The organism is Frankia sp. ACN1ag (genome assembly GCF_001414035.1).
In the GTDB taxonomy this organism is placed as follows: Bacteria; Actinomycetota; Actinomycetes; order Frankiales; family Frankiaceae; genus Frankia; species Frankia torreyi.
Genome location: NZ_LJPA01000002.1, coordinates 63,215 through 76,668 on the forward strand (window position 1 = coordinate 63,215; position 13,454 = coordinate 76,668).

11 protein-coding genes and 4 pseudogenes are annotated in these 13,454 nt (G+C 71.3%); 9 read left to right on the forward strand and 6 right to left on the reverse strand.

Annotation, left to right across the window (positions count from 1 at the left end; translation table 11 throughout):
- Positions 1 to 138: 138 nt before the first annotated feature.
- Together UK82_RS01745 and UK82_RS01750 are read right to left on the reverse strand one after the other, a co-directional pair.
- Positions 139 to 948, reverse strand: a complete 810-nt coding sequence (locus tag UK82_RS01745) for an SDR family NAD(P)-dependent oxidoreductase (protein ID WP_044884826.1) — start codon at positions 946 to 948, stop codon at positions 139 to 141.
- Positions 945 to 1,952, reverse strand: coding sequence for a TIGR03617 family F420-dependent LLM class oxidoreductase (locus tag UK82_RS01750; RefSeq protein WP_044884825.1), 1,008 nt, complete (start codon positions 1,950 to 1,952; stop codon positions 945 to 947). The genes UK82_RS01745 and UK82_RS01750 overlap by 4 nt, the downstream gene beginning before the upstream one ends.
- Positions 1,953 to 2,835: 883 nt before the next feature.
- On the opposite strand from UK82_RS01750, the pseudogene UK82_RS34970 reads away from it, so the two are divergent.
- From UK82_RS34970 to UK82_RS34980, 3 pseudogenes are all read left to right on the forward strand, one after another.
- Positions 2,836 to 3,065: pseudogene (locus UK82_RS34970) on the forward strand (SnoaL-like polyketide cyclase); the annotation flags it as partial.
- Between the two features lies 1 nt (position 3,066).
- Positions 3,067 to 3,181: pseudogene (locus UK82_RS34975) on the forward strand (SnoaL-like polyketide cyclase); the annotation flags it as partial.
- A 1-nt stretch (position 3,182) separates the two neighbouring features.
- Positions 3,183 to 3,510: pseudogene (locus UK82_RS34980) on the forward strand (SnoaL-like polyketide cyclase); the annotation flags it as partial.
- A gap of 95 nt (positions 3,511 to 3,605) precedes the next feature.
- Here the strand turns inward: UK82_RS34980 and UK82_RS01760 are convergent.
- The gene (locus UK82_RS01760) at positions 3,606 to 4,559 is read right to left on the reverse strand and encodes an aldo/keto reductase (RefSeq protein ID WP_044884823.1); all 954 of its coding nucleotides are present in this window, start codon (positions 4,557 to 4,559) and stop codon (positions 3,606 to 3,608) included.
- A gap of 443 nt (positions 4,560 to 5,002) precedes the next feature.
- On the opposite strand from UK82_RS01760, the gene UK82_RS01765 reads away from it, so the two are divergent.
- Entirely contained in the window at positions 5,003 to 5,764 is a 762-nt protein-coding gene (locus UK82_RS01765) for a 3-hydroxyacyl-CoA dehydrogenase (RefSeq protein ID WP_044884822.1), read from the forward strand.
- A 133-nt stretch (positions 5,765 to 5,897) separates the two neighbouring features.
- On the opposite strand, the gene UK82_RS01770 is transcribed toward UK82_RS01765, so the two are convergent.
- Positions 5,898 to 7,181, reverse strand: coding sequence for an acyltransferase (locus UK82_RS01770; protein ID WP_055406120.1), 1,284 nt, complete (start codon positions 7,179 to 7,181; stop codon positions 5,898 to 5,900).
- Between the two features lie 308 nt (positions 7,182 to 7,489).
- Between UK82_RS01770 and UK82_RS01775 the strand changes: the two genes are divergently transcribed.
- The 4 genes and pseudogenes from UK82_RS01775 (at position 7,490) to UK82_RS01785 (ending at position 10,076) form a co-directional block, all read left to right on the forward strand.
- A complete protein-coding gene (locus UK82_RS01775) occupies positions 7,490 to 8,095 on the forward strand; it encodes a PaaI family thioesterase (protein ID WP_044884897.1) in 606 nt (201 codons plus the stop codon).
- A gap of 88 nt (positions 8,096 to 8,183) precedes the next feature.
- Positions 8,184 to 8,789: a PaaI family thioesterase gene (locus UK82_RS01780; protein ID WP_236705370.1), complete on the forward strand. Its 606-nt coding sequence runs from the start codon at positions 8,184 to 8,186 to the stop codon at positions 8,787 to 8,789.
- A 165-nt stretch (positions 8,790 to 8,954) separates the two neighbouring features.
- Positions 8,955 to 9,284 (forward strand): annotated as a pseudogene (locus UK82_RS34985) (serine/threonine-protein phosphatase); the annotation flags it as partial.
- Between the two features lie 99 nt (positions 9,285 to 9,383).
- Positions 9,384 to 10,076 (forward strand): PP2C family protein-serine/threonine phosphatase, encoded by a 693-nt coding sequence (locus tag UK82_RS01785; RefSeq protein WP_396230438.1) that lies wholly within the window; start codon positions 9,384 to 9,386, stop codon positions 10,074 to 10,076.
- A 48-nt stretch (positions 10,077 to 10,124) separates the two neighbouring features.
- Here the strand turns inward: UK82_RS01785 and UK82_RS01790 are convergent, their stop codons facing one another.
- Both UK82_RS01790 and UK82_RS01795 read right to left on the reverse strand, forming a co-directional pair.
- A complete protein-coding gene (locus UK82_RS01790) occupies positions 10,125 to 10,592 on the reverse strand; it encodes a MerR family transcriptional regulator (RefSeq protein ID WP_236705371.1) in 468 nt (155 codons plus the stop codon).
- Positions 10,593 to 10,762: 170 nt separating this feature from the next.
- Complete coding sequence (locus UK82_RS01795) at positions 10,763 to 12,604, reverse strand: MFS transporter (RefSeq protein ID WP_044884817.1); 1,842 nt, start codon at positions 12,602 to 12,604, stop codon at positions 10,763 to 10,765.
- A 153-nt stretch (positions 12,605 to 12,757) separates the two neighbouring features.
- Here UK82_RS01795 and UK82_RS01800 point away from each other — a divergent pair, with 153 nt between their 5' ends.
- Positions 12,758 to 13,429, forward strand: coding sequence for a TetR/AcrR family transcriptional regulator (locus UK82_RS01800; RefSeq protein ID WP_055406122.1), 672 nt, complete (start codon positions 12,758 to 12,760; stop codon positions 13,427 to 13,429).
- Positions 13,430 to 13,454: the final 25 nt, after the last annotated feature.

The window sequence follows — 13,454 nt, forward strand, 5'->3', positions numbered from 1 at the left end:
GGCGAGCGGGCACGACCGCCCTGCCGTGAGGTGGCCGATACCGGCGGCCGCGTCCCCGGGCCACCCGCCCCCCCCCGGCGGAGATGTGCCGCGGGGGGCGAGCGGGGTCGGGGCCCGGTGGGTCGGGGCCCGGTGTGGTCAGGACAGGATGTAGCCGCCGTCGACAACGATCTGCTCGCCGGTCTGGTAGCGGGACGCCTCCGAGGCCAGGTAGACGGCGATGCCGCCCAGGTCCGCGGGGGTGCCCCAGCGCCGGCCCAGCAGCCGCGGCAGCGAGCGGGCGGCGAACTTCTCGTCGTCGAGCAGGTCGTCGGCCAGGGCGGTGCGGATGTAGCCGGGCAGAATCGCGTTGACCCGGATGCCGTCGCGGCCCAGCTCCACCGCGCAGCTTCGGACCAGGCCGGACAGCGCCGCCTTCGCCGTGCCGTACGCCTGGGTCCGCGCGAAGCCCCGGTTGGTCCCGATGATGCTCGACACCGCGACGAGGCTGCCACCCGCGCCGGCGGCGACCATGTGCCGCGCCGCGGTGCGGAAGGTGAGGAACACCCCGTCCAGATTGATCCGCAGGACCTGGTGCCACTGGTCAAGGGTCAGGTCCGTGAAGCGCATCGGCTCCCCGCCGATACCGGCGTTCGCGAAGCAGGAGTCGATCCGCCCGAACGCGCCCACCGCCTGCTCGAACGCGTCGATGACCTGCGCCTCGTCGCCGACATCGCAACGCAGCGCGAGCACCTTGCCGCCGTGGGCGGCAAGGGTCTGCTCCGCGGCGGCGTTCTTGCGCTCGTTCGTACCGAGAACGACGACGTCCGCCCCGGCGGCGGCCAGCGCCTCGGCGATGCCGAGGCCGATCCCACCGTTGCCCCCGGTGACGAGCGAGACCCGACCTCGCAGGTCGAAGGATGCGACGGCCGCCTCGGCGGGACGGTCCGTCGTGGCCGGCTGGCTCATCGTGTCGCGTCGAGCAGCAGCGGCCACAGCGCCGGGTCGGCCTTCCAGGTGTCGTAGAAGGCCGTCCGGGTGTAGATGCCGCTGATCTTCGCGATGAGGCCCTTGCCGACCTCCGCCGGCGTGCCGACGACCGAGAAGGTGTGCAGGATCTCGTCGGTGATGAGGTCGGCCATGCCGTCCCACTCGCCGCGCTTGGACAGGTTGGTCAGCTCCGGCTGCAGGTCGCCCCAGCCGTGCACGTCGAGGACGGCCTTGTAGGCCGGGGTGGAGGCGTAGAAGGCGATCTGCTTCTTGGTCCCGAAGACCGCCGCCGCCAGCTCCTCCTCGGTGCGCCCGACCGTCACGAACGACGGCCCGGCGATCGCGAAACCATCCAGATCGGCCTTGCCGGCCTTGGCCCGCCCGCGCAGCAGCGCCGGGACGGTGACCTCCTCCAGGTACTTCTTCGTGCTGAACGGGTGGACGAAGAAGCCGTCGGCCACCTCGCCGGCGACCTCGGTCATGCCCTCGCCGACGCCGGCGAGGTACACCGGCGGCGGGCCGTAGGGGTGCGGCGACGGCGCGAAGAACGGCGTCATGAGGGTGTGGGTGTAGAAGTCGCCGCGGAAGGCGAGCTTGGTGCCGTTCTGCCAGGCGTCCCAGATCGCCCGGGTGGCCAGGACCAGCTCGCGCATCCGGGCGGCCGGGTGCGACCAGGTCATCGAGAACCGCTTCTCGATGTGCGGCTTGATCTGCGAGCCCAGGCCCAGGATGAACCGGCCCTCGCTGTACTGGGCCAGGTCGTAGCCGAGGTAGGCCAGCGTCATCGGAGTCCGCGCGAAGGCGATCGCGATCGACGTGCCGACGCTCGCGGTCGAGGTCGCGTTGGTCGCCTGCAGCGTCTGCAGGAACGGGTCGTGGCGGGTCTCCCCCACCCAGATGCCGGCGTAGCCCTCCTTCTCGATGCGCGCCGCGCCCGCCGGCGTCGCCGCGAGGTCGTCCGACAGGTTTGCGTCGATCTTCATCCGCTCTCCTCCTGATGGCGGGGCCTGTCGACGACCGCCGCGCCCGTCTCATCATGCCGCCAGGCGCCGGCAGATGACCTGCCGACGTAGTTAACAAAGTATTCTTTGATGATGCCGGGCCGCGGCGCGACGCGCACACCCCCGGCCCACCGCGGCGATCGATACGGACAGCATCCGGACGATTCCGGGAGGTGCCTCCGACTCGGGAACCATGCGCCGCACCGCCAGGCCGATCGCGACCGCCTCGCCCGACGATCCTCAGCCCCTAGAAGGTTGACATAGTTTACTAGGTATTCGATGACGAGTGCCACGTGGCCGTGAGGCGCGGCGTCATCGACCGTCGGCGAGGATGTGGACGGGGGCGGACCGCCCGGCCGGGGCGGGCCGGACCGCCTCCCGACAGGGGCCGGACCGCCTCCCGGCGGGGGGCCAGCCGGCCCGCCGCGGCACCCGCAACCACGCCGCATTACCTGATTCGCGGGTAGGACGAAGGTGCCACCGTGGGCGACCTTCGACACGCGCGGTGCCCGTCTGGTTCTGCATCGGCGCGGCCGGACGCTGCCCGGCGCACTGTCCGCGGATGGCGACATAGCCGCCTGAGCAGGGAATATGCCAGACATCAAGAGCGGATCTCGGTGAACCGCCCGGCGAAGCACGGGATGCTAGCCCGCACCTGGATTACCGCGGGTAGCTGCCCCCGACCGGACTTTCGCCCCTATTACTGGCCACTCATCCATAAATGTAGGATGTTCATGTCGATCAGTCATCGACGCCCAGGCCGGGGCGATTACCGGCCTCAATCTTCTCCGCAGAGTGGCCGCGAGATGTCCGCGCGGCCACAGATCCCATAATTCCGCGGTTCCGACAATCGGAGGACGACGGCGTGACCGACAACGCCGCGGCGGCTCAGCCGCTGCACGTGCAGGGTCGAGATGCGGTGATCGCCGCCTCGCAGGGCGTGACCTGGCGCGACGGGGAGCCCCCGGACTACCACCTGTCTCACCAGACCATGCCGGCGGAACGCACCGTGCACCACGAGCCCGGTTCGCTCGCCGACATCGTGGAGCGGGTCGTCCAGGTCTTCGAGATGGAGCTGTCCCACAAGAAGAACCCNTCCGAGTGGGTCAGCATGGTCGCCGACAAGGTCAAGGTCAGCGTCAACGGCGGGCCCAAGGTGGGCAGCGCCGAGCTGGCCGAGCGGGGCAGCTACAACGTCCTGATCGGGGAGANCCCGTACTACTCGGCCAACGAAGAGTCCTTCGAATCGTCGCACCACGTGTTTCACGAGGCATTCCCCGGTGGCTTCTTCTGGGAGGTCCTGGAAGTTTACTCACCGCCGCCCGTGATCACCTTCAAGTGGCGACACTGGGGTACCTTCAGCGGCCCCTACAAGGGAGTCGAGCCCACCGGCGAGCGCATTGAGATGTACGGCGTGACGGTGGCCCATGTGACCGACGACCTGCGCCTCACCGATACCCAGCACTTCTACGACAACACCGATTTCCTGGGCCAGCTCGCCCGCGGTCAGCTCGCGCCCAACCCGCACGCCCACCAGTAGGAACCGCACTACCGGCCCCGGCCGGGCGCCGGCGACGGCGTTCTACCCGCGGGCGGATCAGTCGGCGGCGCCGCCGCGTGCGGCGGCGCCGCCGATCATTGCCGTGGACCGGCCCCGCGCCCCGCCGGGGCGCCGGCACCGGCGGTGGTGGAGGAGTCTGCGCTGGTGGAGGAGTCGGCGGCGGTCGCGGCGCCGATTGCGGCGACCTCGTCGTCGGTGAGCTCCACCCAGGCGGCGTCGACGTTGGCGTCGAGATGGCGAATCTTCGACGTGCCGGGGATCGGCAGCAGCACCGGGGAACGACGCAGCAGCCAGGCGAGCGCGACCTGCGCGGCGATCGCGTCGTGCGCGGCGGCGATGGTGTCGAGCACCGTGCCGAGGCGCGCGCCGACCAGCACCGGCGCCCACGGCAGGAACGCGAGTCCGTCGCGCTCGCAGACGGCCAGCACCGCCTCCGCCGTGCGGTCCCCGGCGTTGTAGCGGTTCTGGACGCTGACCACCTCGCCGAGCGAGCGGGCGAGCGCGAGCTGCTCGGGCGTCACGTTCGACACGCCGATGTGGCGGACCTTCCCCTCCCGCTGGAGGTCGAGGAAGGCCCCGACGGTGTCCTCGTAGGGCACCTGCGGGTCGGGGACGTGTACCTGGTAAAGATCGATGGCCTCGACCCGCAGCCGGCGCAGGCTCTTGTCGCACTCGGCCCGGATGTGCTCGGGGCGGCCCAGCGGCGGCAGGCTCGTCGCCCCCGGGGCGACCTTTCCCGGCCGGAAGCCCGCCTTCGTGGTGATGAGCAGGTCGTCGGGATAGGGGTGCAGTGCCTCGGCGATGATCTCCTCGGACTCGCCGTAGCCGTAGATGTTGGCGGTGTCGATGAGGTTGACGCCGCGCTCGTACACCCGGCGGGTGAGCGCGACGGCCTCCGCGCGGTCGCGGACCCCCTCGGCGTTGCGGGCGCCGGAGATCCGCATCGCGCCGAAGCCGAGGCGGCGCACGGTGTGGCCGGCCAGGGGGAAGGTGCCGGTCGTGGTGTCGTCGAGGGTGCGGTGTGCCATGTCTCGATCACAAGCCTTTCGCTGGCGGGATGGTGGCGGATCCCGGGGCTGTTCGCCCGACAGCGGCATCAAACGAGGCGATGTGGGACCGTACGTCAGGTGGTCGACGGTCCGTTCGCCAGCCCGCGCGGCCCGTCCGGGACGGCGTGTCGGCGGGTGCCGCCGCGGCCGTGGGGCGATCCGTCGCGGCGCGCCGCGACGGATCGATGACCACGGTGCACACCCCGCCATTAGAGCACTAAGTTAACTACCAGAACGCGGATTCCGGCCCGCCCACCCACCCGGCCGGCCGCCCTCCGGGGCGACCGCGGCCGAAGCAATACAGTTTACTGTTTATACTTTTAGTCGGTCCCTTCGTCGCGAGTCCCACCTGCCGACGATCGGGCCGCCGCACCAGCTGGCCTGGCCGGCCCCGGGCCACCGTCCTTCCGAGAGGAACTCACGTGCAGATCGCGGATTCAGTCGCAGTGGTGACCGGCGGGGCGTCCGGCCTCGGCCTCGCCACCGCCACCCGGCTCGTCGACGCCGGCGCGAGCGTCGTCCTGCTCGACCTCCCGAGCTCCAACGGCGCCGCGGTCGCGGAGAAGTTCGGCAGCGCCGTGCGCTTCAGCCCCGGCGACGTCACCTCGCCCGCGGACGTCACCGCCGCGTTGGACGCGGCCGCCGAGCTCGGCCCGCTGCGGATCGCCGTCAACTGCGCGGGCATCGGCAACGCCGCCAAGACGCTGGGCAAGCAGGGGCCGTTCCCGCTCGACCTCTTCGAGCGGGTCGTGCGGGTGAACCTGATCGGCTCGTTCAACGTCATCCGGCTCGCGGCGGAGCGGATCAGCCAGGTTGAGGAGATCGAGGGCGAGCGCGGCGTCATCATCAACACCGCGTCGGTGGCGGCGTTCGACGGTCAGATCGGCCAGGCGGCCTACTCCGCCTCCAAGGGCGGCATCGTCGGCATGACCCTGCCGATCGCCCGCGACCTGGCCAACCTGAAGATCCGCGTGGTCACCATCGCCCCCGGCCTGTTCGACACCCCGCTGCTCGCCTCCCTGCCGGAGCCGGCCCGCATCTCCCTCGGCCAGCAGGTGCCGCACCCCTCCCGGCTGGGCTCTCCCGACGAGTACGGACTGCTCGCCACCCAGATCATCGTCAACCCGATGCTCAACGGCGAGACGATCCGCCTCGACGGCGCGATCCGGATGGCACCCAAGTAAATCGGCGCACCCCGCAGATCGGCGCACCCCGCAGATCGGCGACCCCGGCGCGGCACGTCCATGACGGCGACCCGCGCCGGGAACCGCCGGCCGCACGAACATCCAGGTTCGTTCTAAGTTCGTCTAGATCCGTCTAGGTTGCCTGCCCCGGGGCGGGGACAGCCTGGCCGGGACTGCGCTGGGCGGGGACCGCAGGGCTCGCCGCCCAACTCGGCCGCCGCCGCTGCGCCGGGCGTTCGACCAGGTAGTAGGAGCCGGCGGCGAGCGCCGTGCTCAACACGATCGCGATCAGGACCTGCGGCAGGCTGCCCACCCGGTCGCCGAGCCTGTCCCGGACGGTGCCGGCGACCGGGAAGTGCCACAGGTAGAACGCGTAAGAAATCCGGCCGAACCAGGCCATCGGCGCGCTGCCGAGCACGACCGCGAGCGGCGCGTCGCGGCGCCGGTCGATGGAGCAGATGACCAGCCCGGCGAGCAGCGCGACACCAGTGAAGCCACCCAGGTCCATCGCGGTGATCCCGTCTCCGGGCTCGGGAGCGGTGACGGCGAGCACCACCAGGGCAGCCAGCGCCACCGGCCCGCCCACCGCCAGCAGCGTCCCGGACGAGGCACGCAGGCGGGCGGCGAGACCGGCCATCCGTACCGCGCCGGCGAACCGCCGCAGCCGGGTGCCCCGTGCACCCGCCGACGTGGGTAGCTTCGCGCCGGCCCAGCCCCAGGCGGCGAGACCGGCTCCCACCAGCAGCGCATCGGCCCGGGTGTCCAGGCCGAAGTAGATCCGGGGGTCGCCCACCCCGACGGCGATGAGGATCTCCCGCCAGGCGAACACGGCGACGGCCGCGGCCCCGAGGATCGCCGGCAGCCGCCGCCGCGCCGCCGGGCGCCGGCACAGCAGGACCAGCACCGCGGGCCAGATCAGGTAGAACTGCTCCTCCAGCGACAGCGACCAGGTGTGGCCGAACCACGCGCCGCCGGAGTCCGGCCGGAACACCCGGTAGTAGTTGTTGACGTAGAGCAGCGAGGTGAGCGCGTTGTCGAGGAAGTCCCACTGGTCCGCACGGGTCTTCACCGCGACGACGAGCACTGCCCCGACCGCGACGAAGACCCCGAACGCCGGCAGCAGCCGGAAGGCCCGCCGCACGTAGAACCGGCCCAGCGAGACGGCGCCGGTGCGGTCCCGCTCGGCCAGCAGCAGGCCGGTGATGAGGAAACCGCTGAGCACGAGGAACACGTCGACGCCGAGGTAGCCGCCGGACAGGGCGTTCATGTGGAAGCAGAGCACCGCGAGGACCGCGAGCGCCCGCAGCCCGTCGAGCGCCGGGTTGTACCCCACAGCCGCCCGCGGGACGCGGCGCCGACCGAATCCCCCATCGGCTTCGCCGACCGCCGGACCGACGCCGACGGATTCAGACGTCATTCTCCCNCCCCCACGACAGAACGATCTGGTTCGCGCGGGGCCCGCCGACACGGGGCGCCACGCCGACACGTCCACATCCGGGCAGCTCACTCGGCCCTGTGCTACGCGACACCTGCGGACTCTAGTGCGACGTCGCCACGGAACGTGGACGGCTCGAACGGAACACGTCCGAAGGGCCCGGGCAGGCTCCCGCAGCCGTGCTGTGCCGGACATCTCGCCCCGAGTGCGGGCATCGGGCGTCCAGGCAGGCAAAAGTGGAACGGAAGGTCGTGCCGCGGGGCGCGCGGCCCGACGACGGGAGGGACACGGTGGCAGACGGGAGAGATGCCGGCGGCGCCGAGAAGTCGGCCGCGGAGCACCGCGAGTTCGTCGACCTCATCGAGGCGCTGCGCGCGGCCCAGGACACGATCACCGGCGCCAGCCCGCCCGAGGACGTCGCCCGCAAGGCCCGGGAGGGGCTGGAGGAGGTGATCCGGTTGCTCGCTCCGTTCACCGTGAGCGAGGCCGAGCAGCTCGCCGGCTACCTGATTACCGAGCCCGGCCACGCCCAGGCGCTCGCGCCGGTGCTCCACGTCGACGAGAGCAGCACCGAGCATGTCCGGGGCCGCCTGGTGCTCGGGCGTTACTACCTGGGCGGCAACGGCGCCGCGCACGGCGGCAGCATCCCGCTGTTCTTCGACGACGTGCTGGGCCGGCTGGCGAACGACGGCGGGCGGGGCACCTCCCGCACCGCCTACCTGCACGTCAACTATCGCAAGATCACGCCGGTCGGCCCCGAGCTGCTCGTCGAGGCCCACGTCGACCGGGTGGAGGGTCGCAAGCGCTTCGTGGTCGGGACGATCCACGACCCCGAGGGCGACCTCACCGTCGACGCCGAGGGACTGTTCATCGCGTTGCGCCCCGGCCAGCCCTGATCGCCCTCGCGACCGGGCCGGCGGGACGGACACCGACAACGACAACGACAGCGAGCCCTCGCGGGCGGCCCGAGGATTGGAGGAAGCGGTGGCAAGGGCGGGACATGCCTGGGGCCATGACGTGTCGCCCGCGGAGCACCCCGAGTTCGTCGGGCTGATCGAGGCGCTGCGCGCGGCGCAGGAGACGATCACCGGCGCCCGGCCACCGGAGGACGTCGCCCGCACGGCCCGGGAGAACCTGGCGGAGATCACCCGGCTGCTCACCCCGTTCACCGTGGGCGAGTCCGAGCAGCTCACCGGCCAGATGCGCGGCATTCCGGGCCGGGCGCAGGCACTGGCGCCGGCCTTCCACGTCGACGTCGAGGGCGACGGCCGGATAGCGGGCCGGGTCGTGTTCGGTCGCTTCTACCTGGGCGGCAACGGCGCGGCGCACGGTGGCAGCCTCCCGCTGCTGTTCGACGAGGTGCTCGGCCGGCTGGCGAACACCGGCGGTCGCAGCCCCTCCCGGACCGCCTACCTGCACGTCAACTACCGCAAGATCACCCCTGTCGGCCCGGAGTTGCGGGTGGAAGCCCACTTCGACCGGGAGGAAGGCCGCAAGCGTTACCTCGTCGGGACGATCCGCGATCCCGAGGGCGACGTCACCGCGGACGCCGAGGGACTGTTCGTCGCGTTGCGCCCCGGCCAGCCCTGACCGCCCCCGCTCGCCGCGTTCACCCCGGCTGAGCTGGGATTCTGCTTCAGCCCCACAGCGAGGGGGTAGTTGAGGCAGCATGAGGCTCGACCGCGACACGTGGCCCCCTCACCTGCTCGGCCCAGGTTGGATGCGGCCCGTCCTCGGGCTCGGCGGTGCCCCACGTTGACGGCACTGTCATCTCGGCCGGGGCGTTGGTTCACCGCACTGCTGCCACTGCTCATGTTGGCCGGGGTCGCCGCGTTGGAACTGAGCAACCGGGAGTGGACCGTCCTGGAACTGGCGGTGCTGAGCCCGATGCTCGCCGCCACGTTCGGTGGCCCTCGGTTGACCGCGCTGTACGGGGTGCTGGCGATCGGCGTGGGCGTCATGCTCGGCATTTACGATCATCTGTTCGGCCAGAGCGATGGCGGCCCGACCGCCCAGGCGGTACGCCTGGGCGGGGTTGCCGTGGGCGGTGTGCTGGCAGTGCTGGTCAGCCGGTACAACACCCGGNGGGAGACGAAACTGCAGAACGTCACCCGGGTGGCGGAGGTGGCCCAGCAGTCGATCCTCGCCGCGGTGCCGCGCTCGTCCGGGGGCCTGCACTTCGCGGTGCGCTACGAGAGCGCCGCGGCCGAGGCGCGGATCGGCGGGGATCTGTACGAGGTCGTCGACACCGCGTGGGGCACCCGCCTGCTCGTCGGCGACGTGCGCGGCAAGGGCCTCGACGCGGTGCGCATCGCCAGCCGGGTGCTCGGCTGCTTCCGGTTCGTCGGCCGGGCCGCGGACAACCTGCCCGCGGTGCTGGCGGGTCTGAACGCCGAGGTCGCCGAGGTCTGCGAGCTCGACGACTTCGTCACCGCGGTGGTCGGGCAGATCGACGGCCGGCGGCTGTGGCTGGCCAACGCGGGCCATCCCGATCCGGTGTTGGTGCGCGCCGGGCGGGCGAGCCTGCTCTGCGTCCCCACCCGGCTGCCGCCGTTGGGCCTGCTCGCCGATGCCACGGGCGCCATCGGGGGCGCCACCGAGAACACTGTCGAGGTCACGCTGCGGCCCGGGGATCGTCTGCTGCTCTACACCGACGGCATCACCGAGGCCCGCGACCCGACGACTGGCCGCTTCTTCCCGCTGCTGCCCGCGGCGCAGGCGGCGCTGTCCCGCGGCACGCTGGAGGAGTCCGTCGCCGACCTGGTGGACCGGGTGCGGGCGTGGAGCCGCTCGACCCTGAACGACGACGTGGCCCTGCTCGCCGCCGAACTGCCCCGCCCGGCGGGCCGGCAGCGCCGCGGCCCGCCGGGTGGCTGAACCTCCGCCGGGTGGCTGATCCCCGCCGGGTGGCCGGTGACGGCCGAGTCAGGAGGAGCGGGCGACGGCGCCGTCGCGGAACCGGTTCATCCGTTCGAGCCGCTCGTCGATCTCGTCGCGGAAGGCCGCCAGCCGGCTGATCTTCTCGTCGATCTCCGCGCGGAGCTTGACATACGCGGTCTCGCCCTCGGACAGCAGCCGCAGCCGGTCGCCGTCGTCGGAGGCGGCGTGGAACTCCACCCGGACCTGGGCGAGCCGGTCCTCGTAGGCGAGGATGGTCCCGATCTCATCCAGGTTGAAGCCGAGCAGGGTCTGCAGCTCCCGGATCCGGCGGACCCGGGCGAGGTCGGAGTCGGCGTAGAGTCGGTTGCCGCCGGAGGTCCGCCCGGACGGGGTGAGCAGGCCCACCTCCTGGTAGTACCGCAGCGCCCGCACCGAGACTCCGAGCTCCTGCGCGGCCTGGCCGATGCCGCACAGCTCGCGCGCCGTCTTCTTCACCTCGTCCTTGTCACGCACCCCACGATTGTTTCTCACGCCTGCGCCGCGGGCGGGTGGCGCCTCCTCGTCGTCGGCGGTATCGCCCATCGGCTGTCAGGACCTCTCTGGGCTGGGACGTGCCGGGTCAGGGGCCGCCCTCATCGTTCGGCGGCCCTTACCGTTCGGCGGCCCTTACCGTTCGGCGGCCCTTACCGTTCGGCGGCCAGTGTGTCACTGTCCGCCGTGGGCAGGGCGCTGCCCGCGCCATCCTCCATCGCCGCGATGTCGCCGGCGCCGGCCAGGCCCTCACCGACATCCTCGCGCAGCGAGTGGCGCACGTGCGGGGCGTCCTTGCCGCGCAGCCAGGACAGCACCGCGCCGAGCGCGCAGGCGATGGCGGCGAAGTAGAAGGCCAGGTGCAGGCCGTCACCGAACGGACTGGCGATGAGGTTCGGGAAGAACGTATGCCCGGTGAGGAACTGGGCCTTGCTCGGGGCGAGGGCGTGCAGCGTGTCCGGACCGAGGAGCTGCTCGGTCGGGTTGATGCCGAGGAACGCGGAGAACAGGCTGCCGATCGGCGGCAGGTTCGCCAGCTCGTGGGCCTTGGCCGGGTTGACGCCCTGCGCGGTGAGGCCGGAGAACATGGCGTCCGGCAGGCTGGAGGCGAGGCCCAGCGCGATGACGGTGAAGAACACGCCGATGGACAGCACGCTGGCCGAGTTCTGGAACGTGTTGAGCATCCCGGCGCCGGCACCGCGCTGGTTCGGCGGCAGGGTGTTCATCACGGCGCTGGTGTTCGGCGCGGCGAACAGGCCCATGGACAGGCCCATCAGCAGCAGGATGGCCGCGAACGCCACGTAGTTGAAGTCGATCGGGATCACGTTGAACAGCAGGAACGCGACGGCCGTGGCGACCAGTCCGAGGGTGGCGAACGGGCGCGCGCCGTAGCGGTCGGCGAGCCGGCCGGCCACCGGTCCGGAGAGCAGGAAGCCGACGGTGAGCGGGATCATGTAGATGCCGGCCCACAGCGGCGTCCGCTCGAAGCTGTAGCCGTGCAGCGGCAGCCAGATCCCCTGCAACCAGATGATGATCATGAACTGCAGACCACCACGGGCGAGCGCGCCGAGCAGTGCGGCGAGGCTACCCATGGTGAAGGCGCGGTTCTTGAACAGCTCCAGCTTGAACATCGGGTCCGACGAGCGCAGCTCGATGAGGACGAATCCGATCAGCACGGCGAGCCCGCCGAACAGGCAGACCAGCACGAACGGCTTGGTCCAGCCCATCGTGTGGCCGCCGTAGGGCTGCAGCCCGTAGACGATGCCGGTCAGGATCGCGATGAGCCCGATGGCGAAGGTGATGTTGCCGGCCCAGTCGATCCGGGCCTGGGTGCGCACGCCGTTGTCGCGCAGCTTCAGGTAGGCCCAGACCGTCCCGAAGATCCCGAACGGCACCGACACCAGGAACACCAGGTGCCACTCGACCGGGGCGAGCAGGCCGCCCACCAGCAGGCCGAGGAACGACCCGGCGATGGCCGCCACACCGTTGATGCCCAGGGCCAGTCCACGCTCGTTCTCCGGGAACGCGTCGGCGATGATCGCGCTGGAGTTGGCGAACAGGAACGCGCCGCCGACGCCCTGCCCGACCCGCATGATGATGATCCACAACGCGGCGGTCGTGCCGTGCATCCAGGTGACGGCCAGCAGGATCGAGAACGCGGTGAAGACCGCGAAGCCGAGGTTGTACATCCGCACCCGGCCGAACATGTCGCCGACCCGGCCGAGGCTCACCACGAGCACCGACGTGACCAGCATGAATCCCATCAGGGTCCACAGGAAGTACGAGGTGTTCCCCGGGGCGAGCGGGTCGACCTTGATGCCCCGGAAGATGTCCGGGAGCGCGATGATCAGGATCGAGCTGTTGATCGTCGCCATCAGGATGCCGATGGTCGTGTTCGACAGGGCGATCCACTTGTAGTTGTCCGAACCGGACACGGTGGGGACGTCATCGGCCCCGGGCGGCGAGGTGCCGGCGGTGGTGTCGGAAGTCGTCACGGCTGGAAGGCTAGTGCCTCCATCTCACGTCAGCGGTAGATGTGATGCGGCTCATAGTGGCCGGGAGCACAAACGGGAACCTTCCACGCACCACCACCTCCGTTCCACCACCTCTGACGTGCATACGACACCCTTGGGCGGCAATTTCGCGGTATGGTTCATACCGTGAATACGGAGCCGAGCCGGACGTACCGGCAGCGCCGGCGGGCCGAGACCACCGACGCGAACACCGAGCGGATCCTGCGCGCGGCCACCGAGCTCTTCGTCGATCGTTCGTTCGAGCACATCACCCTGCCGGCGGTCGCCGAGCGGGCCGGCGTCGGCCTGCAGACCGTCATCCGCCGCGTCGGGACCAAGGACGGCCTCGTGCGAGCCGTCAACGGCTGGATCGTGCCGCAGATCGCCGCCACCCGCGGCGACCCGGGCGACATCCGCCCGGCCGGCGACGACCTCGCCGGGGTGACCGACCGGCTGGCCCGGCACTACGAGCAGTGGGGGCGGATCACCGAACGCGCCCTGCACCAGCAGGACGCCTCCCCGGCGCTGAAGGAGAGCGCCGACGCCGGCCGACGGGCCCACCGGGAGTGGGTCGAGGCGGTCTTCGCCGCCGACCTCGATCCCCTGCCCCCCGCCGCCCGGGACGACCTCGCCGGCCGCCTCGCCGCCGTCTGCGGCGTCGAACTCTGGCTCGTCCTACGCCGCGACCAGGACCTGTCGGTGGCCGCCGCGCGCGCGGCCGTCGCCGACCTCGTCTCGGCCTGCCGCCACCATGCCCGCCTTCCCGCCCACTCGCCCGCCCACCGTCCCGCTCATCCAGAGGGATAGATCGGGCCCGGAAGCCTCTGGATAA